The sequence below is a fragment of the Halorubrum orientale genome (genome assembly GCF_059623105.1).
Genome location: NZ_JBSPSR010000007.1, coordinates 153,538 through 174,018 on the forward strand (window position 1 = coordinate 153,538; position 20,481 = coordinate 174,018).

General features: G+C 59.9%; 27 protein-coding genes and 1 tRNA gene. 18 read left to right on the top strand and 10 right to left on the bottom strand.

Going from position 1 to position 20,481, the window contains the following annotated elements; all coding sequences use genetic code 11:
* Positions 1-320: 320 nt before the first annotated feature.
* The gene (locus ACWUI7_RS09145; RefSeq protein WP_496641919.1) at positions 321-716 is read right to left on the bottom strand and encodes a hypothetical protein; all 396 of its coding nucleotides are present in this window, start codon (positions 714-716) and stop codon (positions 321-323) included.
* A 533-nt stretch (positions 717-1,249) separates the two neighbouring features.
* On the opposite strand from ACWUI7_RS09145, the gene ACWUI7_RS09150 reads away from it, so the two are divergent.
* The 3 genes from ACWUI7_RS09150 (at position 1,250) to ACWUI7_RS09160 (ending at position 2,897) form a co-directional block, all read left to right on the top strand.
* The gene (locus ACWUI7_RS09150; protein ID WP_496641920.1) at positions 1,250-1,921 is read left to right on the top strand and encodes a PepSY domain-containing protein; all 672 of its coding nucleotides are present in this window, start codon (positions 1,250-1,252) and stop codon (positions 1,919-1,921) included.
* Positions 1,922-2,081: 160 nt separating this feature from the next.
* Positions 2,082-2,315, top strand: a complete 234-nt coding sequence (locus tag ACWUI7_RS09155) for a hypothetical protein (protein WP_496641921.1) — start codon at positions 2,082-2,084, stop codon at positions 2,313-2,315.
* Positions 2,316-2,357: 42 nt separating this feature from the next.
* On the top strand, positions 2,358-2,897 hold the full coding sequence (locus tag ACWUI7_RS09160; RefSeq protein ID WP_435099268.1) for a winged helix-turn-helix transcriptional regulator: 540 nt from the start codon (positions 2,358-2,360) through the stop codon (positions 2,895-2,897).
* A gap of 371 nt (positions 2,898-3,268) precedes the next feature.
* On the opposite strand, the gene ACWUI7_RS09165 is transcribed toward ACWUI7_RS09160, so the two are convergent.
* Positions 3,269-3,685 (bottom strand): HVO_A0114 family putative DNA-binding protein, encoded by a 417-nt coding sequence (locus tag ACWUI7_RS09165; RefSeq protein ID WP_496641922.1) that lies wholly within the window; start codon positions 3,683-3,685, stop codon positions 3,269-3,271.
* A gap of 30 nt (positions 3,686-3,715) precedes the next feature.
* On the opposite strand from ACWUI7_RS09165, the gene ACWUI7_RS09170 reads away from it, so the two are divergent.
* Both ACWUI7_RS09170 and ACWUI7_RS09175 read left to right on the top strand, forming a co-directional pair.
* A complete protein-coding gene (locus tag ACWUI7_RS09170) occupies positions 3,716-3,967 on the top strand; it encodes a hypothetical protein (protein ID WP_496641923.1) in 252 nt (83 codons plus the stop codon).
* A gap of 64 nt (positions 3,968-4,031) precedes the next feature.
* A complete protein-coding gene (locus ACWUI7_RS09175) occupies positions 4,032-4,856 on the top strand; it encodes an IS5 family transposase (protein ID WP_496641924.1) in 825 nt (274 codons plus the stop codon).
* A gap of 168 nt (positions 4,857-5,024) precedes the next feature.
* Here the strand turns inward: ACWUI7_RS09175 and ACWUI7_RS09180 are convergent, their stop codons facing one another.
* Entirely contained in the window at positions 5,025-6,350 is a 1,326-nt protein-coding gene (locus tag ACWUI7_RS09180) for a sensor histidine kinase (protein ID WP_496642058.1), read from the bottom strand.
* A 374-nt stretch (positions 6,351-6,724) separates the two neighbouring features.
* Entirely contained in the window at positions 6,725-7,138 is a 414-nt protein-coding gene (locus ACWUI7_RS09185; RefSeq protein ID WP_496641925.1) for a TRAM domain-containing protein, read from the bottom strand.
* Positions 7,139-7,352: 214 nt separating this feature from the next.
* On the opposite strand from ACWUI7_RS09185, the gene ACWUI7_RS09190 reads away from it, so the two are divergent.
* Positions 7,353-7,676, top strand: a complete 324-nt coding sequence (locus ACWUI7_RS09190) for a hypothetical protein (protein WP_496641926.1) — start codon at positions 7,353-7,355, stop codon at positions 7,674-7,676.
* Between the two features lie 75 nt (positions 7,677-7,751).
* Here the strand turns inward: ACWUI7_RS09190 and ACWUI7_RS09195 are convergent, their stop codons facing one another.
* Both ACWUI7_RS09195 and ACWUI7_RS09200 read right to left on the bottom strand, forming a co-directional pair.
* Positions 7,752-8,186 (bottom strand): PIN domain-containing protein, encoded by a 435-nt coding sequence (locus tag ACWUI7_RS09195; RefSeq protein WP_496641927.1) that lies wholly within the window; start codon positions 8,184-8,186, stop codon positions 7,752-7,754.
* A complete protein-coding gene (locus ACWUI7_RS09200; RefSeq protein ID WP_496641928.1) occupies positions 8,187-8,438 on the bottom strand; it encodes an AbrB/MazE/SpoVT family DNA-binding domain-containing protein in 252 nt (83 codons plus the stop codon).
* Positions 8,439-8,492: 54 nt separating this feature from the next.
* Between ACWUI7_RS09200 and ACWUI7_RS09205 the strand changes: the two genes are divergently transcribed.
* From ACWUI7_RS09205 to ACWUI7_RS09255, 11 genes are all read left to right on the top strand, one after another.
* Positions 8,493-8,726, top strand: coding sequence for a hypothetical protein (locus tag ACWUI7_RS09205; protein WP_496641929.1), 234 nt, complete (start codon positions 8,493-8,495; stop codon positions 8,724-8,726).
* A gap of 214 nt (positions 8,727-8,940) precedes the next feature.
* On the top strand, positions 8,941-9,225 hold the full coding sequence (locus ACWUI7_RS09210; protein WP_496641930.1) for a DUF357 domain-containing protein: 285 nt from the start codon (positions 8,941-8,943) through the stop codon (positions 9,223-9,225).
* A 36-nt stretch (positions 9,226-9,261) separates the two neighbouring features.
* Positions 9,262-10,407 carry a M20 family metallopeptidase gene (locus tag ACWUI7_RS09215; RefSeq protein WP_496641931.1) on the top strand — a complete coding sequence of 382 codons (1,146 nt, stop codon included), beginning with the start codon at positions 9,262-9,264 and terminating at the stop codon, positions 10,405-10,407.
* 58 nt (positions 10,408-10,465) lie between these two features.
* Positions 10,466-10,618: a 50S ribosomal protein L39e gene (locus tag ACWUI7_RS09220; RefSeq protein ID WP_435160348.1), complete on the top strand. Its 153-nt coding sequence runs from the start codon at positions 10,466-10,468 to the stop codon at positions 10,616-10,618.
* A complete protein-coding gene (locus ACWUI7_RS09225) occupies positions 10,619-10,897 on the top strand; it encodes a 50S ribosomal protein L31e (protein ID WP_496641932.1) in 279 nt (92 codons plus the stop codon).
* Position 10,898: 1 nt separating this feature from the next.
* A complete protein-coding gene (locus tag ACWUI7_RS09230; protein ID WP_496641933.1) occupies positions 10,899-11,564 on the top strand; it encodes a translation initiation factor IF-6 in 666 nt (221 codons plus the stop codon).
* Between the two features lie 69 nt (positions 11,565-11,633).
* On the top strand, positions 11,634-11,810 hold the full coding sequence (gene rpl18a / locus ACWUI7_RS09235; protein ID WP_496641934.1) for a 50S ribosomal protein L18Ae: 177 nt from the start codon (positions 11,634-11,636) through the stop codon (positions 11,808-11,810).
* The gene (gene pfdA, locus ACWUI7_RS09240) at positions 11,810-12,262 is read left to right on the top strand and encodes a prefoldin subunit alpha (protein ID WP_496642059.1); all 453 of its coding nucleotides are present in this window, start codon (positions 11,810-11,812) and stop codon (positions 12,260-12,262) included. The genes rpl18a and pfdA overlap by 1 nt, the downstream gene beginning before the upstream one ends.
* Before the next feature lie 3 nt (positions 12,263-12,265).
* Positions 12,266-13,423, top strand: coding sequence for a signal recognition particle-docking protein FtsY (gene ftsY / locus ACWUI7_RS09245; RefSeq protein WP_496641935.1), 1,158 nt, complete (start codon positions 12,266-12,268; stop codon positions 13,421-13,423).
* Positions 13,424-13,516: 93 nt separating this feature from the next.
* Positions 13,517-13,591: transfer RNA gene (locus ACWUI7_RS09250), tRNA-Met, on the top strand.
* A gap of 99 nt (positions 13,592-13,690) precedes the next feature.
* Positions 13,691-14,302 carry a translation initiation factor IF-2 subunit beta gene (locus tag ACWUI7_RS09255; protein WP_496641936.1) on the top strand — a complete coding sequence of 204 codons (612 nt, stop codon included), beginning with the start codon at positions 13,691-13,693 and terminating at the stop codon, positions 14,300-14,302.
* Between the two features lie 6 nt (positions 14,303-14,308).
* Here ACWUI7_RS09255 and ACWUI7_RS09260 read toward each other — a convergent pair whose 3' ends face one another.
* The 3 genes from ACWUI7_RS09260 to ACWUI7_RS09270 all read right to left on the bottom strand — a co-directional run bounded on the left by ACWUI7_RS09260 (position 14,309) and on the right by ACWUI7_RS09270 (position 18,683).
* Positions 14,309-16,708 (bottom strand): ATP-dependent DNA helicase, encoded by a 2,400-nt coding sequence (locus ACWUI7_RS09260; RefSeq protein WP_496641937.1) that lies wholly within the window; start codon positions 16,706-16,708, stop codon positions 14,309-14,311.
* Between the two features lie 88 nt (positions 16,709-16,796).
* Positions 16,797-17,969 carry an MFS transporter gene (locus ACWUI7_RS09265; protein WP_496641938.1) on the bottom strand — a complete coding sequence of 391 codons (1,173 nt, stop codon included), beginning with the start codon at positions 17,967-17,969 and terminating at the stop codon, positions 16,797-16,799.
* 54 nt (positions 17,970-18,023) lie between these two features.
* Positions 18,024-18,683: an HAD family hydrolase gene (locus tag ACWUI7_RS09270; RefSeq protein ID WP_496641939.1), complete on the bottom strand. Its 660-nt coding sequence runs from the start codon at positions 18,681-18,683 to the stop codon at positions 18,024-18,026.
* Positions 18,684-18,774: 91 nt separating this feature from the next.
* Between ACWUI7_RS09270 and ACWUI7_RS09275 the strand changes: the two genes are divergently transcribed.
* On the top strand, positions 18,775-19,224 hold the full coding sequence (locus tag ACWUI7_RS09275; RefSeq protein ID WP_496641940.1) for a TIGR00725 family protein: 450 nt from the start codon (positions 18,775-18,777) through the stop codon (positions 19,222-19,224).
* Positions 19,225-19,273: 49 nt separating this feature from the next.
* Here the strand turns inward: ACWUI7_RS09275 and dph2 are convergent, their stop codons facing one another.
* Complete coding sequence (gene dph2 / locus ACWUI7_RS09280; RefSeq protein ID WP_496641941.1) at positions 19,274-20,317, bottom strand: diphthamide biosynthesis enzyme Dph2; 1,044 nt, start codon at positions 20,315-20,317, stop codon at positions 19,274-19,276.
* Positions 20,318-20,481 lie beyond the last annotated feature (164 nt).

The following is a 20,481-nucleotide window of genomic DNA, read 5'->3' on the forward strand; positions in this document are numbered from 1 at the left end:
ATGGGGGATTCGCGTGCATGCCTGCGAAGATAAGTCGAAATAGAGAGGCAGTGTCATGTTGGTATACGCTGATGTGGCCCTGTTGAACTCCTCTTCTTCAGACATATTCTCACCTGAAACAGCCGGTCGATGAGAGCTGCGAACTGACCGACGGGAATCCTACCAGTTCCAAGTAATGTTCTGAGTGGCGTGCAAGGTACAACGCGCATATGCACCAGATATCATAATCAGATACAGCTGATTCATGTAGCAGGAGCGGATGGTAGATCGGTCAATATAGCAGAGGTTGCGGAGTTGCTCAGAATCGTCTTGGGATCGGGTCAGATCAAATTAGTCAACCGCTCTTTCAGTGGTTTGTACTGCCAACCACAGCGGTGGCAGGTGAGATAGTCATCCTCCTCATATCTCTTGATGTACTTTTGGCAGTTTGGACAGGTCCCTTCCTCTGGAGTTGTCTCGAAGTATTCAGATTTCTTTTGCGAGAAGACGTGGAGATGATTCCCGTGAACAGAGGAGACGGCAAGATAGACGTAATTGTCTCCGTGGTACTTCTTCTGTGCTGCTTCAAATCCTATGGTCGCAGACGGGATGCCGTCCGATTTAGCTGCATCAACAACCCAGTCAGGCGGGTTTGGGAAGTGAGCCCATCCCTCTTCCTCAACTGCCTCAATCAGTCGCTCCTCATCTTCCTGCCTCTGTCCATGACTATTCGGCATATGTCAGTAAGCGATAGGAATGGTAATTAAATTACAGGGATGACAACGTCGTCGTGGTTGATCCGACAGTCTCGTAATATACCTAACCTCTGTATCGGTCACGGAGTTCTTGACAGATATCGGGGGGTTCGCGAAGGCGCTGATGGATACAAAGCGCAGAGTCAGCAGCAGAGACTTCCAAAGGCGAATATGGTGGAATCGGTTACTACAGTCCGTATATTGGCTGTGTTTGACTTGCACTCGGCACGTTTTAGAATCTCTCTGGAGGCCGTTATCACGAGTTGATTTTATAATAGACTCAACAGACTCAATCTATTGATACTGCTGTTGGACCAACTTGCGCTGTGTCTCATGTACGTCCCGGATTAACAAATATGTCTATTATCGGATGATATGTGACTGGTAGAGCGATTACAATTATCTACAGACTCCAGATGTAATGAGTTGTTAGAGGCGTGTACCACTGCTAGACTCATATACCAAACGACACTTTACACGTGGTCCCGTATAGTCGTAGTGAGGCTACGAAACTGATGGAATCTAACAGTCGGAAGATAATCGGAGGTGCCGTTGTTGCAATCGCCTTGCTCGCCGTTGTCGGCAGCGGGGTAGCATTCGCGCAAGGGAGTGGATCATCACTCGTATCGGACGTTGATGACGACGACTCAATTCCAGAGAGTAACGTCACACTTTCTGAGCAAGAAGCAATTGATATCGCAACTGCCGAAGCTAATGGGACTGTTAATGAAGTTGAACTTGAAAACGAAGACGGCGTACCTGTCTACGAAATTAAGCTCGTGACGACAAGCGGCTTAGAGACCGAAGTTGCTGTCCACGCAGACGATGGCACGGTCCTCGAAACTGAGAGCGAAGACGAGGAGATGGACGAAGACTCGATTTCGGAGAGTAACGTTTCACTCACTGAGCAAGAAGCAATTGATATCGCAACTGCCGAAGCCAACGGAACTGTTGACGAAGTTGAACTCGAAACCGAGGATGGCGCACCCGTCTACGAAGTCGAACTCGTGACGGCAAACGGCTCAGAAACTGAAGTTGCCGTCCACGCAGACGATGGTACGGTCCTCGAAACTGAGAGCGAAGCCGACGAAGATGAGCGGGAAGACGAAGAGATGGACGACGAAGATGAGCAGGAAGATGAGGAGGCGGACGACGAGGATGAGTACGAAGACAGCGACGACGAATAAACGGTGGTGTCGCTCAACAATATGACCGTCAGAACTAACGGTCGCGTGTGACCACCGTGGCAAATAATTAGATAGCCCCCACACCCAATTTCATTATATGACGGAGATTGAATTGTTTGAACCGGAAACGTTCATACGGGCTCTTACGCTCTTAGTGACGATGATCGTGGTTCTTGTTACCGCGTTCGCCTACTACCGCACCCGGGTCCGTCGTATTCTGGTCCTTGCGCTGCTCGCAGCGCTACTCGCAACCGATCTCATATTAGAGGTCGGTGACGAGTTCTTCGAGGAAGGGATCCCACACTTCGAGTTGCTCACGAGCCTGTTTGCACTCGGGATTGCACTCCTCTTGTTATCGACAGTAATCTGGCGCTTCGACTGGCAGCCAAGATGATATCCCCATGCGCCACACCCGGCTCACAGAAACGAAACGCAGATGGTTAGACGCCGACCTCACGACGGCGAGGAAGACATCCTTGAGCTAGAGACGCGGAAAGAGATCTTCGAATACGTCAAAACAAACCCGGGTGTTCACTTCAGCCAAGCGAAGCGCGAACTCGATATGGAGACCGGGCTTTTACAGCACCATCTCGACACGCTCGAAAACTATGACGTGCTCATGAGCGAGGACCATCAGGGTAAACGTCGGTTGTTCGTTGCCGAGGAACTTGATAGTGAAGAGCGTGAGATACTGTCGTCCCTCCGATACGAGACGACCCGCCATGTCTTGTTGTTCTTGATACAAGAGGAGACGGCCCGAAATGGGGCAATCGCCGAAGAGGTCGGCGTGGCACCAGCGACGGTTTCTTGGCACGTGTCACGCCTCGTTGAAGAGGGGATTATCTCCGAGGTTCGAGATGGCCGAACAACGCTCTACACCGTTGCCGACGAGGAGTTGACGATGCAACTCCTCGTACGATATCAGGAAAGTTTCGTTGACAGGGCAGTCGATAATGTGCTTGACTTCTGGGGTTAACTCCGCGATCTGAGGTACAAACTAATTAAAATATGCTTTATTCTTACACCACTACCTAACAGATACATGTATCTCCAGCATGGTCACCGAAACATGCGTTAAAATCACAGAGCTTCCGGCGGCCAACACGCAAGCGAATTCTACCGGCTGATTCAGGATATAGACGGAGAAAATAACATCGTTCAGGTGCTGACTACATCCTCTGCATCTCGCACCCCACTACTGACAGGATCTGAGGAGATCTCGTTGGCGCTGGTGAATACAGAGCGCGTATCTCGCACGGAATCATCTCCCAATTCGAGTAGGCCGGATCGCTCAGTACAGCCTGCTCTGAGAGAACCTCACAACACTCCGAGAGCGGTGGGTGGTGACTACGCGCTCGCGGGTGTCCCATCGGCGTCTCCGCTATCGATGAGCGGGTAGTCGATGTGGACCTCGATGCGGTCGAACGGAACGACGGGTTGAATCGCACCGCTGGGCCCGCCCTCTTCGAGTGTGAGGATGCCCAGTACTTCCAGCTGCTTCAGGTCCGAGTGGACGTCGGACACGTCACGCTCGACGAGACGCGCTGCCTCGCGCATGCTCTCGGGCACCTCTTCGGCGATCGCCCGAATGAGCTCGAGGCGCAGCGGCGTGAGACTGTCGACGAAGTCGTCGTAGGTGCCGAACTGGAGCGTTGCTGTTACATCCTGATCGTCGAGAGTGTCGGCCTCGACGTCTTGGACGAACTGGATCGCGTCCTGACGGAGCTGTTCTCGGTCGTCGACGGTGATGTGGAGTGTGGTCATGGTCGGGGTGTGTCGGGTGGTGTTCGATCAGTGCGGCCGGGGCGGACCGCCGCCGACGGCGTCCAGACATTTCGAGACGCTGGATTCCAGTTACTCTTTCTCACGAACGCTGCCGTTCGAAGCAGGCAGTCATACAGCGAGAAGCTAGCCGGAATCGGAACCCGAGCGACGCCAGAAGAGATTCTGACTTCCGGCGTGGTCACTGCTCAATACCTGTCTCACAACCACCCTCAGTGTACCCCATTAGTTATCGCCGAAGACCCACTTAGTGTGCCGTGTTGAATAGCGATCTAATCGGCTTATATCACGGAGTAGAAGGACGAAGCCGAGGAAATCGATTCTGTCCATGGAAGTCGATCTCCTCGATTTCGTTGAGCAGTGTCGGCACCTAGTCAAACAAGCGTTGGGGAAGCACGCGGGCGAGCCCGCCAGCGGCGGGTTCGCCCGCTGGAAACACGTCGTTCTGCACTGTCTTCGGCTCGAAGACGACCACAGCTACCGTGAAACGCCGAATCGGCTGAAGTATGTGGCCGAGATTCGTGACGCACTCGGCTTAGATCGGGACGACCTCCCGGACTACAGCACGATCTACAAGTCGTTCGATCGGCTGAAAATGTGGGTGTGGCGGGCGCTGCTGCGCGTTTCAGCGCAGCAGCACCCGCAATCTGGTCACGCCGCTCTAGACAGCACGTTCTTCGACCGCCGACGTGCGTCGGCGTACTTCCGCCAGCGGGCAGGACGGACGATACAGACGCTAAAAGTGACGACATTGACTGATGTGGAATCGCTTGCTGTTCTTGATGTTCACATCGCAGCTCGATGGAAGCATGATACGAAGACCGGACCGCAGGTCGTCCGCCGAAACGCGGACGACCTGCAGTCCGTCGCCGCCGACAACGGCTTCCAAGACTGGCATACCGAGTACGAAATCGCCGCATATGACGTGGAGTACCTTGTTCATTACCGTGGGTCGTCAGCGAACGCAACTGTGAACAACGCGCTCAACCGAGCAAACGGCTACTCTCAGCGCTGGATGGCCGAAACATCGTACTCGACAACGAAGCACTCGCTCGGCGACGCCGTGCGAGCGCTGGGCTGGTATCGGCAGTTCCGTGAAATCGTCTTGATGTTCGCCATCACCAACATAGAACCACTGTGTGAGCCGCTGTAACCGTGACTCAGAATCTATTCAACACAGCAGATTACTCTGATTTGGCGTGGAGCCGCCGGACTTTGTCACAGTTAGCATCCAATTGGGCAGCGAACGTCACTGCCTAGGATTGGACGTCGGCCCCTGACCCGGTTGCGAGCGTGCTCATCAACTGCGCCTATGTATCGGTCAGCTCTCAGCTGGTGGCTCGACGGGAACGCGCACCTCCGGTTCGACGGCAAACTCAAAGCGAACACCGCCAGCATCACTCCCGGTCACGTTGACGTCCCAACCGTGGGCATCGGCGATTCGTTTCACGATCGTCAATCCGAAGCCCGTGCCATCATCAGCGGTGGTATACCCTGGGTCGAACACCGCCTCACGACGGGCCTCGTTGATACCTGGGCCGTCATCGGCAACGTAGAAGCCATCGTCGTACCGGCCGATCAACACCGTTACTGGCGACGAGCCGTGCTCAACAGCGTTGCGCAGCAGGTTCTCGAGTAGCTGGCGAAGCCGCTTCGCGTCGCCATCGATTACCACCGCCTCGGTTGGGAGGTCAAGGCTGTCCCCAGTCCCACAGAACGGCTCCCAGGCCTCGGCAGCCACGTCGGTCACGTCGACAGGCGTGGGTTCCGAGACCGTGCGGCCCTCTCGGGCGAGCGTCAGCAGGTCTTCAATCATCCGCTCCATCCGGTCGTGCTGGGTCTCGAGACGCTCGAAGAACTCGTCGTCGCCGGTTGACTCTGCTAACGCTGCAGCGGTTTCAGCCTCGTTCAGTGGCGCCCGGAGGTCGTGGGAGACGATAGAGGTGAACTCCTCAAGCCGTTCGTTCTTCCGAACGAGTTCGGTCTTTTGCTGTTGTTCCTGCGTGATGTCTCGAAGAATACCGACAGAACCGCGGAACTCCTCGTCGAAGGGCAGCGCCGCCATGTGGTCGTAACACGGCACCATGTTGTCGTCTTTGGTATGGATGTCGACCCGGAACTGCTTGGTATCTGGGCCGCTCGAAGAGACGATCTCCGAGAGCATGTCATTGGCCGTTTCGACTGCCTCGTCGGTTTTGATAAGTTCTGGCTGGCTCCCGATAATCTCCTCGCGGTTGTAGCCGGTCAGCTCGAGCAACGCGTTGTTGACGTACTCGAACTCTGCGTTGGCATCGACAACATAGATCGGGTAGTTGAGCGCCTGCAACACCGTCGAGTAGCGTTCGGACTCGATGCGGCTGCGATACTCTGCGGCGGCGTGTTTGATTCGGTTGGCGAGCCGGCGGTGCTGGTCGGGGCCACCCTTCTGGAGATAACCCGTGACGCCGGCGTTAATTGCCTCAGCGGCAATTTCCTCGCTGCCTTTTCCGGTGTAGAGGATGAAGGGAAGCTCTGGGTATTCAGCTCGGACGGTCTCAAGCACTTCGAGCCCGTTCTGCCCGGGCATGTCGTAATCACAGACGACACAGTGGAACCGCTCGTTTGCGAGCCGTTCGAGGCCGTCCTCAGCCCCGACTGCGGTCGTGATTGTCGCTTGCTCTAGTTCTTTGTGAGGAACGCCTCAGTCAACTCGAGAAACCCTGAGTCGTCGTCGATATGGAGGACCTCTATTGGCGAAGCAACCGCTTTCTGTGGGTCACCTATAGACATTAACTTACTAGATGGAGGGGCTCTACGAACAAAAAATACGGGATACCGGTACCATTCCAGTGGCGCCACCCACGTACTCGTGCGCAATGGAGCCAATATGGATGTGTGGTGCCCACTTCATTAGTTCGACGATCGGCTAAATTGCCGTCAGTAACGACGTACAAGATACGCGCGTTGTATCTTGCACGCGGGTCTTGACAAGAGCCGGATAGGCAGACCGTGCGAAGTTTTCTATGACAGGCTCGCTTCAGACTACTCGTAGTAACTGACGCGCTCAACAACTTCGGCAAAGGCGACATTCTCGCGTACGTCGGTAATCTCGATCGTGACACGCTCGCTTTGTTTAGTGTCAGGAACAATAACGACAAACCCGCGCTCAACACGCGTGATACCGTCGCCTTGGTCGCCAATGTCTTCGATTTCAACGGTGCGTTGTTCGCCCTCTTCAACAGGGGGCGTCTGTGACGCTTGCTCGGACTCTGGGGTAGCGTCAGTATTGTCTGCCTCGTTGGCCACGGATGCCGGTAGAACAGCCACACGGTACGTCTCGTCTGCCTGTAGCCCGCCAAGGCGGAGCTCTTGCTCCGGCACCTCAACTACGTACGACCCATCACGCTCTTCGATCTTTCCTGAGAACAGACAGCGAAGTTGCTCTGAAATTTCCATTTGAGGACCGTACACTAGAGACGCGAGCAAGAGTTCTTTATATTACCGTTTGCGTTGCTCGGGGGGTCCAGCGCCCTTACACGGCAGCTCCTCGTCGCAGTAATACGCCCACGTCATGTCGTACTAGATCCAATTCTACTGTCTGCTTGTTTGGTCATAGACACCCTTTCAGCAAGCAGACAGTATAACTAAGCGGCTCTGTAAAATACCGAGCATGGGACAGGAAACGCTCAATGGCGAGGATCTCTCGCAGTTGCACGCGGAGTACGACCGTAAGGTGAACCAGAAGCTACCAGCAAAAGCACAGAGTAGCGACGGCTGGCCGATTCACCTCGACCACTGTTTCAGTCGCGTCCTACTTGATAATCTGTTTGAAGACGAATGGTACAGTCACGTTGAGGGCCGCCCTGCGTACAAGCACCTCTCTCGAGAGGAACTACAACAGGCGATCGAGATCGCTGACCGGATGCTCACACATGGACAGCCAGCTGTAGAAGAGCTAAATCAAAACTCGCTAACGTGGCGTGACAAGCTCTGAGAAGTGGACCAGTAGCCAACGGAGAAGGTGCATCTAACGCAAGTTAGTAAGGCAGCAACGAACCCGACATCGGAGTCACCCCGGTTGATACGGATTTGTAGCAGTGTTGAGACGGTAGACGTCTTCGACCGAATCAAAATCACTGTCGAACGCATATAGATAGCCAAGTCCTTCGGTTTGCATATACGCGACAATGCAGGCATCGACGAAGGAGAACCGTTCGTACTGTCGAAAGAGCGCCTTCGCCGTTGCCAACGTATCGGCAGTCAGTGAGTCGATATGGAAGCGTGTATTCTCTTCGAGTCGGTTGAGGAAGTCGACGGCTGACTCATGGCCTGCGTGCGTCGTCAGTCCGTTCAGCGTCTCCGCCAGGACATAATCGAGGACAACCGCTTCGGGGAGATCGGCGGTATCGATCCCGTAGACGATACCAAGACCATCGCCGTGTGCTCCGTCGGGCTGGTAGGCCGCTGCAAAGAGGACAGTCGTATCGACGAGTGCACGTGGCATCTATTCGATGTCGACGCCCCACGCGTCGTGGTCGTCCGTTACGTCGGTCTGTTGGTTGCCGTCGTACCCCTCAAACTCACTGAACGTCCCAGTGTGCTGTTGAACGATCTGGACACGGAGCGTCCCGTCGTCTTCGATTTCCCAGCGGAGTTTGTCCCCGTCATCGATATCGAGCTCCCGACGGATGCGAGCGGGAATGTTTGCTTGATTTCCAGATACCTTGCTCTCAGAGTCGACGCTATCACTGCTCATACATATCCCGAAATGGCCAGCCTATTTAAAATTAGTGTGGTGCCACACTACTCTGTGCGTCTGTTCGACATGTCCTGTCCATCGTCGCGGTCGCCACATGCGATCCGGACAGGGTCGGTCACGTGGCTGCTCAACGAGACTGACGGGGACATCGAATGGGTTGCCAGCCGGGTGAACGCGAAGCCAGCGACGATCCGGCGGTACTACGATAAGGCAACCGTCGAAGAGGCATTTCAGCATGGACAGCAGAAGCACACGAATTTGGATATCAATGAGTCAGAAAATTGAGAAGACAGAGATCGAGGAGTACAGCCCCGGAGAAGACGCTTCACCGAGTGTCGTGATTCCCTCCGGCCCCATACTGTTCTTTTCAGTCGCAGTTCGACGCTCACAGAGTCTCTAGTAGGGTTAAACAGAACCGAGGAGAATACCTGCAGCTTTAGTGATTTTTCTGTCAAATCGTGTCACGCCGGTTTTGTACATACGCGCCGAGCACTGATACATGAGTGCCGACCTCACAGAGAAGACTGACCGGTACGAGAACATGCTCGCCGAGGCGCTTAAAGCCGCAGAGTCCCGCCCACCAGCTGACTCACCACTCGGCGTCGCGGCCGACGAGGTATACGAGATGGCGTCATCGTACCTCGAGGACGGCCGCCACTTCCGCGCGGGCAACGATCCGGTCAACGCACTTGCCTCATTCTCGTACGGCTACGGCTGGTTGGACGCCGGTGTTCGGATAGGTCTCTTTGCGGTGCCGGCTGACACCGAGTTGTTCACCACCTGAGCACGGATTTAAGTACGCAACCCAGAAGACACACCCATGAGCGAACTCGCTGCGCTGACCGAGCGACTCGTGTCGATCCCGTCACACGACGACGAGACCGCTGTCGGCGACGCAATCACAGAGTGGCTCCGAGCGGAGGCCGACGCCACCGTCGAACGCGACGCCCTCGGAAACGTCATCGCGTACAAACGCGGTGAAGACGCGGATGGGGCAGGGTCCGACATCGAATCAGACGAGGACCGCCCACTGTTCGCGCTGGTTGGCCACCACGACGTCGTGTCCCCCGCCGAGCGACAGACGACCGACGAGGGCATCACGGGTGAGTATCTTGTTGAGCGCCGAGACGGTCGGATATACGGCCGCGGAAGCGCCGATATGAAGGGTGCGGTCGCCGCGTGTCTCATCGCGTTTAGAGACGCGTCGGTGCCAGCAGGCCGTGACCTCGCTGTCGCCTCGTTCGTCGGCGAAGAGACTGGTGGGGAGGGAGCGAGACATGCGATCGACGAGGGGTTCGTCCCCGATTACGCGCTTATCGCAGAGGGCTCAACCAACTACTCGAAGTCGGGTGTCACGGACGTCGCGGTCGCCCACAAGGGGCGTCGGGCCTCGACGCTGGTCGCAACTGGCGCGTCCGCACACGCCTCCGAGCCCGCCGCGGGCGAAAACGCGATTTACCGGGCCTGTGATGCGGTCGACGTGCTTCGCGACCTCGACACGCCCGAGACGACGGTGTTCGGCGAGCAGGTCACCGGCTCGGTCGTGGTCACCGAGTTCCACGGGGGCGACACTTGGAACGTGATTCCGGACCGCTGTACGGTGACGATAGACGAGCGGACGGTCCCAGACGTCCGTGCAGACCTCGCGCAGGTGGCTGACTGCACGGGCATCGAGTGGGTCGTCGAGCAGGATCTTCCGCCGATGGGGTGTTCTGACGATGCGTTTGCGACGGCTGCACTCGAGGCGACACGTGCGGTCCACGAGGGCCGGGGGCTCGACACGCCAGAACACGTCGTCAAGCCACACGCCACTGACGCGGGGTGGCTCGCCGCGGCCGGCACCGCGTGTGTGGTGAGTGGCCCGTCGGAGCCAGGAGAGGCACACACCGAGACTGAGAGTGTCTCCATCGGCGTGCTCGAACGATGCCAGGCGGCGTACACGAGACTCGCCGAGAAAACGTGGTGACCCGGTGCGTGGCGGTATGGAAGGGGTTTTATGCGGTCCGACGAAAGTACAGTGCACTATGGGAGAGAAGTCGAAGGCTAAAAAGAAGCGACTGGCGAAAGCCGAGCGCCAGAACACTCGCGTGCCCGCGTGGGTAATGATGAAGACGGACATGAACGTCACCCGAAACCCCAAGCGTCGCAACTGGCGGCGGAACGACCTAGACGAGTAAATGAGCACTGCAGAGTTCGAAGAGCGCGTCGTTACGGTCCCACTCCGCGACGCCAACGGGAAGCCCGTCCAGCAGCGTGCAGATTACGCAATGAAGATCGTCCGCCAGCACCTCGCCAAACACTTCTCGGTCGAACCTGAGGAGGTTCGACTCGACGCCTCTGTCAACGAGGCGGTGTGGGCGAACGGCCGGCAGAACCCACCAAGTACGCTCCGCGTCCGAGCGGCCCGCTTCGTCGAAGACGACGAGCCGGTCGTCGAGGCCGAGCACGCCGAATAACGTGCTACGGGCGACCTTCACCGGCTCGTCGTACGTGGGGGTCTTCGCCCGCGTCGTTGATGACCTCCTCCTCGTCAGACCGGACGTCGAAGATGACCTCGCCGAGACACTCTGTGCTGAGCTTGATGCCGACGTCCTCGCGACGACGGTCGGGGGGTCGAACACCGTCGGCTCGCTTGCGGTTGGCAACGAGAACGGTATCGTTGTCTCCACACGCGTAACTGACCGAGAGCGCGCTCGGATCACCGAGGCGGCAGATCGCCCGGTCGCCGAGCTTCCGGGCCGGATAAACGCGGCCGGCAACGTCGTCCTCGCGAACAACTACGGGGCGTACGTCCACCCCGATCTCCCGCGTAAAGCGGTGAAAACGGTCGGCAAAACCCTCGCCGTCCCGGTTGAGCGCGGTGACCTTGCTGACGTTCACACTGTCGGTACGGCAGCGGTTGCGAACAACACTGGGGTGCTCTGTCATCCGAACGCCCGCGAACCGGAGTTGCAGGCGATAGAGGCTGCACTTGACGTCCGCGCTGACGTTGGGACGGTGAACTACGGCGCGCCGCTTGTCGGTGCTGGACTCCTCGCAAACAACGATGGCTACGTCGTCGGCGAAGACACGACCGGTCCGGAGCTGGGTCGAATAGAAGAGACGCTCGGCTTCATCGACTAGGCCTCAGTACCATCGGCCGCCGCTTATGCTTTAGGAAGATACTTCCCTGTCCCTACCGCAGTCGATGACATGAGCACGTACACCGTGAGCGGGCGGTTCCAGAGCCGAGACGGCTTCCAGCCGTTTACCAAAGACGTCGACGCGGAGAGTGAGTCGCTCGCTCGCGAGCGCATCTACACGCTCGTCGGGAGCCAACACGGCCGAAAGCGTACGCAGATCGAGATCAACGAGGTGTCTGCAGCATGATGGGTGGCGGTCAACAGCAGCTTCAGCAGCTCTCACAGCAGCTCCAGGCGCTCGAAGAAGAGATAGAGGCGCTCGAAGCCGAGATCGAATCGTATCGGAGCGAACAGACAGGAATCGACGAGGCTGTCGAGGCAATCGAGACTCTCGAGACGGGGTCGACGGTGCAGGTACCGCTTGGCGGCGGCGCCCACGTCCGCGCGTCGGTCGAAGACATCGATGACATCGTCGTCTCACTCGGCGGAAACTACGCTGCAACGCAGGCACAAGACGACGCTATCGACGTCCTCCGTCGCAAACAGGACGCCCTCGATGACCGAATCGAAGAGACCCAAGCGTCCGTCGACGAACTCGAATCCGAGAGCAGCGAGCTCGAACGACAGGCCCAACAAATGCAACAGCAGATGCAACAACAGCAGATGCAGCAGCACTCACAGGACGCCGACGAGGAGTGAGCCGTGTTCGACGGACTGAAGGACAAGCTGCGTAGCTTCCGCGAAGACGTTGAGGAGACGGCTGACGTCGAAGAGTCAGCGAGTGCCGATGAGACGACGGATAGTGAGTCTGTGTCGGCTGACGTCGACAGCGAGCCGACTGAAGACGACACCGCCGGACGCGGTGGTTCGGTCGGCGCCGTAGCCGGTACCGAGTCTGCCGACGAGTCACCGACACCGGCTACCGAACGAGCCGACGGGGCCGACGGGACCGACGTCGAGGGTGACGGGAGCGAGCCGAGTACCTTCCAGCGAGCGAAGGCCTTCGCGACTGGGCGTATCATCATCGAGGAGGAAGACCTCGAAGAGCCTCTCTGGGAGCTTGAGGTGGCGCTTTTAGAGAGTGACGTGGAGATGAGCGTCGCCGAGCAGATTCTTGAGACCGTTCGCGAGACAATGCTCGGCGAGTCGAGACGCCAGGTGGAGACGACCGGAGAACTCGTCGAACAGGCGCTTCATGATGCCCTCCTCGAAGTTATCGGGGTCGGACAGTTCGACTTCGAGACGCGGATCGAGGAGGCAGACAAGCCAGTCACGATCGTGTTCACCGGGGTCAACGGGGTCGGGAAGACGACGACGATAGCCAAGCTCTCCGAGTGGCTCGGCGAGCGGGGCTACTCCTCGGTGCTCGCAAACGGCGACACCTATCGTGCGGGTGCCAACGAGCAAATCGCCGAACACGCGGACCGCCTTGATCGTGAGCTGATCGCACACGAGCAGGGTGGCGACCCCACGGCCGTGATCTACGACGCTGTCGAGTACGCCGCGGCGAACAATGTCGACGTCGTGCTCGGCGATACGGCAGGTCGACTGCACACGAGTGACGACCTGATGAGTCAGTTGGAGAAGATCGATCGCATTGTTGAGCCCGATCTGACGATGTTTGTGGACGAAGCGGTTGCCGGCCAGGATGCCGTTAACCGCGCCCGCGAATTCGACTCGGCCGCCGAGATAGACGGCGCGGTGTTGACGAAAGCTGACGCCGACACGTCCGGTGGCGCGGCCATCTCAATCGCATACGTTACCGGGAAGCCAGTGTTGTTTTTGGGCACTGGCCAGGGGTATGATGACCTCAGACGGTTCGACCCCGAAGCGCTCGTCGGCGACCTGCTGGGCACGTGAGTTCCCCCCGTCACGTCGGGGTTCCTCGGGAGAGAATCGCACACCGGCAGCGGGATCAGAACCCTTAACAGTTCACCGAGGTTTGTATATGATAGCGGGATGGGATAGCCAGGAGATTCCGCCGGGCTCATAACCCGGAGATCGGTAGTTCAAATCTACCTCCCGCTATTAATTTGTCTGATGGGCTGGACGACGACTGACACGTCAGGTACGGTCACCGTCTCGGCAACCCGGAAGCGATTTCAGTCGGCCAGTCGTGATTCTGGTATGGAGTACGAATCGAGTCTCGATCGCGCAATGGAGGCCGTCCCCGACTTCGATGGCTCCGACGAGCGGCTGTCGGTGCCAGACCCGGATATTCAAAAAGACGGGGCGTTCACTCGGCTGAACAACCTCTCGACGATAGCCGACGCGTTGAGCCGTGACCCAGAACACGTCCACTCGAAGATACAACAAGAACTTGGAACGGCTGGGCAGTACGAAGACGGCCGCGCACGCTACAGCGGGAATTTCCGCGAGCGCGACTTCGCCGGCGCGATAGACTCGTACATCGAGTCGTACGTCACCTGTTCGGAGTGTGGGCTTCCCGACACCCGACTGGAGACTGAGAATCGGACGCCAATGCTGCGCTGTGAGGCGTGTGGGGCCTTCAGACCGGTCGCCAAACAGACCACGAGCACGACGAATCGTCAAGAAGAGGCAATCGAGTCGGGCAAGACGTACGAGCTCGAGATTGTTGGCACCGGACGGAAAGGCGACGGCGTCGCCGAACGCGGCGAGTATACGATCTTCGTTCCCGGCGCTGAAGAGGGTGAGACGGTTCGAGCGTACATCAAGAACGTCTCAGGCAGCCTGGCGTTCGCCCGCCGCGAACAGTAGCTGTCCTCATCCGCCGGCGTCAAACCGTTCAAGCGCGACCTCAAGCATGTCAGGTGTGACGGGCTGGAACTCCTCGCGTTCGTGATCGGGGAAGTACCCACGGACGTCGTTCCACGACTGTCTGGCGTATCGTGCATCGAGCAGCACGCGAACTCCCCGCTCGTCTACACCTCGAATCACGCGACCGACGGCCTGGCGCGCCTTCCGCACGGCCGGTACCGTGAGTGCCGTCTCGAAGCCTTTGGAGAACCGTCGGTCGTACGCTGCTACCACCGCCTTCGTCCGTGGCTCTTCGGTGTTGATTATCGGGACGCCACAGACGACTGCCGCGGCGAGCCGATCACCACTGTAGTCGACGCCTTCAGTGAGTGTGCCGCGGAGACTCGTCACCAACACCTTGTCGCCCCCGGCGAAGAATGCTGTCTTCAGCGACTCTGTCTCGCGGTCGTCTGATGACTCATCGAGAAGGACTGGCTTATCGAGTCGCTCGGTGAGCGCCGCCGCCATCCAGCGCGCCTCGGTATAACTCGGGGTGCCGACCAACACGTTACCGTCGCGCGCAGCGATCGTCGTCGTCGCGTCGACGTATGCGAGTCGCGTCTCGGTTTCCTCACCAGGTGCCCCACGATTGGCGTGGGTGAACTTCGGCGCGTCGACCGCAAGGCTCGCCCGATTCTCGGGTGGAAACGGAAGCCCGTGGGTTCGTTCGACGACGGGTCGGCCCTGCGCCGCGAGGTGGTCGAGTCCGGTCACTTCACGGAAGACGTCCATCGGCTCGAGCGTCGCGCTCATCAGCACGCCGCCGCCGAACGCGGCGAGTCGGTCGCCGATCGCCGCACTTGGGAGACAGTTGTACAGCGCGAGGCTCGCGGCGTGTGTTCGTCGCCACGAATCGGCGGGCGCTGTCTCGTCGTGCGTACTCTCGAGTCGGATCGCTCTGAAGAACGTTGTGTGGTCCTCGCGGTACCACGCGGCGATGGTCCGGCCGACACCGGGTGCGGTGTAACGCGCGTCCGCATCGGAGATCGCATCGAGCGCGCGCTCGACGAAGGCTCCGACGGCCGGTGCGCGCGTCCACACCCGGTCGCCGTAGCCCGCGCGCTCGGCCCACCTGGAAATCCCGTCTCGGGTAGGCTCGGTCGGGTCCCGAAGCGGGATATCATGATCTGTCCCGTCGTTGCCCGAGGCGCGCCAGTCCGGACGCGTCGCGTCGAGGTGGGCGGTGACGCGACGGTCAAGCTCGTCTCGGAGGTCGGCGTAGAACGCGCGGACGCGCTCAAGGTCGCTGAGAGTCACGTCTGCGTTGGCGAGCTCGGCGCGGATCGTCTCGGCGTCAGCACTGGCACTTGACGCCGTCCGGTCTACACTAGCGGTCACCTGCGCGTCGGCGCTCCCGTGATCGGACGAGTCGGCGGTCAGGGTGAGTGGCTGGATCACGCGGGTGAGTTCGGTCATCGCGTCCCGCAGGCTTGCGTCGGCGACCCGGTCGCTGACGAGGTCCCGGACGCGTGGCTCGAGCATATGCGCCTCGTCGCAGACGACGAACGTCGACTCATCAAGCAGCGCGCCGGTAAACGTCGCGGTGGTGACAGGGTCGAACGCGTGATAGTAGTTGCCGATCACGACGTCGACTGCCGGCACGAGCGCACCCATTACCGAGTGGGGACACGAGCCGTGGCTCGCAGCGAGCCGGACAAGCTCGTCGGGACCGACGTGCCCGCGCGCCTCGTACTCGAAGGGGACGGCCACCTCCGGACTGTCACCGTCTTCCGGTAGGTCCTCAAGATACCCGGCATAGAACGGGCAGAACTCGGTGTCGCCGTGTGTCTCCGTGTCGGGGGGATAGGGGGTGGGCTCCCCGTCGACGGTGAGGAAGTCGGATGACACGTCGGTGCCGCTGCTCCCGGTGTCCGCCAGCCCGACCTGCTGGCTCCGTGCTGCGCGCGAGAGTGCTCCGGCCGTCGTCGCGCCGTCGTCGCCGATCAAGTTGCGGGTGCGCTCACGGAGCCCGTCACATCGTTCGTACACGGTTCCGCGGTCGATACTCGCTCGGTTCTCGCGGGCATACGGGCACACGTCGGCCTTTCCGACGAGCGTGATTCCGGAGACGGGGTCGGCGTGCTCCGGAAGGTTCGTGTTGATCGTCTCAAGATCGGTTTCGAACTGTCGAAGCTGCTGTTTGACGCTGGTGAGTACAAACACCCGTTCGAAGGCGGAGTCGGGGTCGCGCACGCGGTCGATGCCCGCGGTCAACGAAAGCATCGTTTTGCCCGTGCCGCACGCGCCTTCAAGCGCGAGGAAGCCGCCCGCGTCGGCGGCCTCGATGGCGGCCTCGATGCCATCGACCTGCTCTGGGTACGGCGTCGGATGACCGAAGATATCGGTCCAGCTCGGGTCGCTCGTCACTGGTCTCGGTTGTGCCCCATCTGGGATAAACGTTCACCGGCTACCGCCAACGCAGGCGACACTGTGTGAGTGTCGTGTGGTCCCCCAGTCAGGAACCGACGCCACGCTGGCCGGGGAGGCCGCGACTCGCCGCGACCACAACGAGCCCGACTGCGAGCGCGAAGACGGCCGTAGCTCCGCCGAGGAACGCGGTATCGAACGTGATGCGTTCGACAGCAAACCCGAGCACGCCGCTTCCGGTTGACTCAAGCAGGAGGGCGACCCCGCTGAAGACGGCGTACGCGCTGCCCCGCACGTCCGCGGGCAGTGAGTCGAGGAGAAACGTATCGGCCGCGGGGAACATCGCATGGACCACGACGCCGAGCAGGGCGGTTGCGACGACAAGTGCCGGGACCGATTCGACGACGACGAGCAGTCCGAGGGCGGTCGCAAACGAGACCAGAATGCCGATCAAGTACGGGACGTGTGGGAGCCGGTCGGCCAGCTGCCCGCCGAACCAGAACGCCGGGAGACCGGCGGCGAAGACGACCGTGAGGAGGCCGTTGGCGAGTTCACCGGAGACGCCCTTCACGGTGGTTAGATACGTCACGTAGAAGTTGAACACGCCCTGCCAGACGAACCCGGGAGTCGCGACGATGACTACCACGAGGAAGACGATCTGCCAGTGGGCAAGCGCGGCACGGAAGTTGCGGTCGGCGCCGGCGCTCTCCGGAAGCGGGTGCCGCCGGAGCACGGCGAGAAGCACCGCGGTGACACACAGCGCAGCGACGGCGAGCAACCGGAAGACATCGTTCCACCCGGCGACGATCAAAACGGCGACCACGACGCCTGGTGCGACCACGGCCGCGAGTTGGCTCGCCGCGCCGTGGATCCCGATGGCTCGTCCGCGACCGGTCGGAAACAACTCGGCGACGAGCGGAACGGCAGCGACGAAGTACGCGCCGGACGACAGCCCGATGACGAACGCACCGACTTGGAGCGCACGGATCGAACCAGCGCCGCTCGTGAACGCCGCCGCGAGTGCGAGCGCGACGCCAGACCCGAGAACGACGTAGTGACGCGGGACACGGGTGAGGAGGTACCCGACCGGGATCCGTGGGAGGGCCGACCCAACCCATACGAGCGTGGTGACGGAACCGACGACCGCTGGGCTCGCATCGAAGGTGGTTCCGATCGTCGGGACGAGCGGGGCGAACGAGACGCGACCAAGGTTGACCAGAAAGACCAGCCCGCAGAGCGTGCCGAAAACTTGTCGAGTCATCGGCGTGCCTGTTGGTCGAGAGGGGTCACCGCATAGACCCGTGTCGCGACCGCCTTACACGCCACAGACGTCGAAGAGGTCGTCGAGCGCCTCAATTTCCCACGTTGGCCATACGTTGAGGTCCCAGTTTCGGCGGTGGGGGCGGCGGATGAACGCGGAGTCGACACCGGCGTTTTCGGCGGCTTTCACATCGGACTCGTTGTCGCCGACGAAGAGCGCGGAGTCGGCATCAAGATCGCCGAGCGCCTGCTCGAGGTAGTGTGGGTTCGGCTTTCGTAGCTGCAGACTGTGGATCGTCGGTTCGCGTCCGTAGGCGGCACCAAATCGGTCGAATCCGTCGAAGTGATCGACGAGGAAGTCGACGGTCGCCTGCTGATTCGACGAGACGATCCCCATCTTCACATCGAGGTCAGCGAGGGTTCCAAGGTCGTCGTACGGGGTCTTGCGTCCCGCGCGTGCTTCGGCCTGTTGTGCACGCGAGACCACGTCATCGCGGGTACGCCAGAAGCTGCCCGGGTTGAGGTCGTACGTCTGACAGACAGTTCCGACGCTCCCAGGCGTCGCACCGATCGTCATCTGCTCTACATCGTCCGGATCTGGGTCGTCGACGCCGCACTCCGTGAACGCGTCCCGGGTCGCCTCCCGGAGGACGTCAAAGCGCGTGCGGCCGACGAGAACACCGTCGTTGTCGAAAACGACGGTATCGTATCTCATACGCGATATCCTCCCTCAAGTGATAAAAGGGTTTCAGTCGGCGACCCCGCGTTTCAGGACGATTTATGACGGCAGTGGCTAGAAAAACGGTATGCGCGTGAGCGTCATCGGCGGCAGTACGGCCACCGGCGAGACCGCAGACACGGCGAGGCTGTTGGGGAGCGAGCTCGCGTCGCGAGGACATACGGTCGTCTGTGGTGGACTCGGTGGCGTGATGGAGGCAGTGTGTCACGGAGCTCGCGAGGCTGGCGGCGAGACGGTCGGCATCCTACCGGGCGAATGCCGGACGGACGCGAACCCGCACGTGACCGTTCCTATTGCAACCGGGATGGGTCACGCGCGAAACGCACTCGTCGTGTTGAACGGTGACGCGGTGATCGCCGTTGCGGGCACCCACGGCACGCTCTCGGAAATCGGACTCGCACTCGCACACGGTCGTCCGGTGGCGGGGATCGAGACGCACGCGGTCGACGGCGTCGAAGCTGTCGCGTCACCGCCAGCGGCCGTCGATTACGTCGAAAAATCGGTCCGAGAGGATTGACGGATCGTCGTAGGAGCTCGTTCGTCTCTCTCACCACGATATCGGTCAGTTACCAGGTGTCGTGGAAGGTGTCGAACTCGATCGAATCGAGCGGCTTCTCGCCGATCGCGGCCTCGTACTCGCCGGGAGTCAACATCGGTTTGTGAAAGCGGGGCCCGTCGTCGGTGGTGATCCGTGGACAGCCGGTGTTGACGAACGCGTCCATGTTGAAGTTCCGCAGTCGGTCCGGGGTCACCTCGTCCATCGTGATCAGGTAGGCGTCGTCGTTGGCGTCGACGATCTCGCGGGCCTGTTCCCAGCGGCCCTGCCCGATCTTCGTACAGAAGATGACACCCCACTTCTGTGCGTCCATCGCCTTGTGGACCGCAGCGTACCGTTGTTTGAGGAACTGGTCGTGTTCGGCGATCGTGACGACGTTGTTCACCGGGTCGGCGATGACGACGGTCTTCTCGGGGTGTTCCATCGCGAGCCCGACCGGGTGGAACTTCCCACCACCGACGTACAACACTTGGTCGGCGGGGATATCCGCGGAGGCGTAGTTGCAGCCGAGCACTTGTCCCTCTTTCGTGAGACGGTCGTCGCCTCGTCGCGTGTGGACCTCGTAGCCGCGAGTCTCGAGCCAATCGGTCATCTCCTCGAAACGGTTCATGTGTTGCGCCGTTGTTACGAGTCCGACGTCCGGATCGTCTTCGGGGTCGGGCAGCTCCTCAAGTGACTCTTCCATGATCGGGAAGGGGTCGACGTTGGAGAACAGCGGCACGTACACGATGCTATCGGACTCTTTCATCGGCGTGTGTCCGAAGTGGACGAAGACGTCGGTTCGTCGCATCAGGTACGTATCGAGGTCACAGGCGCCGTAACACGGCTGCCCAGAGAGCATGAACGTCACGTCGTCTGGCGCGACCGCTCGGAGGTCGTCGGCGACGCTCGGACCGCGGCGTTTCAACCCCTCCGGGAACTGGAGCCCGACTTTCGTCGCGTCTCGTTCCTCGATCGCCTCGACGATCCGGTCGAGTTCGTAGTCCCACTCTCGGTCGTGTTTCAGCGACATCCCCGTCTTGGTGAGGTCACCCTCGGTCGACCCGCGACTCATGATATTTTGGCTTGCGGGGCGGGACGGTTAAGCGACGCGTTCGACAGCGACTGATGTAACCGCTGACAGTTACGATACTAAGAAACGTCGGGCTGGGCAGGTACATCTCGTCGTCGATTGCGTCCGCGGGCGACAGCCCGGCGGGCCGACTCGGTGAGCGCCGA

What these genes read in the sequence shown, in the direction of transcription:
- ACWUI7_RS09255 (WP_496641936.1), top strand. Translation starts at nt 13,691, where the DNA reads ATGGAGTACGAATCGAGTCTCGATCGCGCAATGGAGGCCGTCCCCGAC.
- ACWUI7_RS09215 (WP_496641931.1), top strand. Translation starts at nt 9,262, where the DNA reads ATGAGCGAACTCGCTGCGCTGACCGAGCGACTCGTGTCGATCCCGTCA.
- ACWUI7_RS09220 (WP_435160348.1), top strand. Translation starts at nt 10,466, where the DNA reads ATGGGAGAGAAGTCGAAGGCTAAAAAGAAGCGACTGGCGAAAGCCGAG.
- ACWUI7_RS09225 (WP_496641932.1), top strand. Translation starts at nt 10,619, where the DNA reads ATGAGCACTGCAGAGTTCGAAGAGCGCGTCGTTACGGTCCCACTCCGC.
- ACWUI7_RS09270 (WP_496641939.1), bottom strand. Translation starts at nt 18,683, where the DNA reads ATGAGATACGATACCGTCGTTTTCGACAACGACGGTGTTCTCGTCGGC.
- pfdA (WP_496642059.1), top strand. Translation starts at nt 11,810, where the DNA reads ATGGGTGGCGGTCAACAGCAGCTTCAGCAGCTCTCACAGCAGCTCCAG.
- ACWUI7_RS09150 (WP_496641920.1), top strand. Translation starts at nt 1,250, where the DNA reads ATGGAATCTAACAGTCGGAAGATAATCGGAGGTGCCGTTGTTGCAATC.
- ACWUI7_RS09190 (WP_496641926.1), top strand. Translation starts at nt 7,353, where the DNA reads ATGGGACAGGAAACGCTCAATGGCGAGGATCTCTCGCAGTTGCACGCG.
- ACWUI7_RS09155 (WP_496641921.1), top strand. Translation starts at nt 2,082, where the DNA reads ATGATCGTGGTTCTTGTTACCGCGTTCGCCTACTACCGCACCCGGGTC.
- ACWUI7_RS09165 (WP_496641922.1), bottom strand. Translation starts at nt 3,685, where the DNA reads ATGACCACACTCCACATCACCGTCGACGACCGAGAACAGCTCCGTCAG.
- ACWUI7_RS09200 (WP_496641928.1), bottom strand. Translation starts at nt 8,438, where the DNA reads ATGAGCAGTGATAGCGTCGACTCTGAGAGCAAGGTATCTGGAAATCAA.
- ACWUI7_RS09195 (WP_496641927.1), bottom strand. Translation starts at nt 8,186, where the DNA reads ATGCCACGTGCACTCGTCGATACGACTGTCCTCTTTGCAGCGGCCTAC.
- ACWUI7_RS09185 (WP_496641925.1), bottom strand. Translation starts at nt 7,138, where the DNA reads ATGGAAATTTCAGAGCAACTTCGCTGTCTGTTCTCAGGAAAGATCGAA.
- ACWUI7_RS09160 (WP_435099268.1), top strand. Translation starts at nt 2,358, where the DNA reads ATGGTTAGACGCCGACCTCACGACGGCGAGGAAGACATCCTTGAGCTA.
- ACWUI7_RS09145 (WP_496641919.1), bottom strand. Translation starts at nt 716, where the DNA reads ATGCCGAATAGTCATGGACAGAGGCAGGAAGATGAGGAGCGACTGATT.
- ACWUI7_RS09175 (WP_496641924.1), top strand. Translation starts at nt 4,032, where the DNA reads ATGGAAGTCGATCTCCTCGATTTCGTTGAGCAGTGTCGGCACCTAGTC.
- dph2 (WP_496641941.1), bottom strand. Translation starts at nt 20,317, where the DNA reads ATGAGTCGCGGGTCGACCGAGGGTGACCTCACCAAGACGGGGATGTCG.
- rpl18a (WP_496641934.1), top strand. Translation starts at nt 11,634, where the DNA reads ATGAGCACGTACACCGTGAGCGGGCGGTTCCAGAGCCGAGACGGCTTC.
- ACWUI7_RS09210 (WP_496641930.1), top strand. Translation starts at nt 8,941, where the DNA reads ATGAGTGCCGACCTCACAGAGAAGACTGACCGGTACGAGAACATGCTC.
- ACWUI7_RS09265 (WP_496641938.1), bottom strand. Translation starts at nt 17,969, where the DNA reads ATGACTCGACAAGTTTTCGGCACGCTCTGCGGGCTGGTCTTTCTGGTC.
- ACWUI7_RS09275 (WP_496641940.1), top strand. Translation starts at nt 18,775, where the DNA reads ATGCGCGTGAGCGTCATCGGCGGCAGTACGGCCACCGGCGAGACCGCA.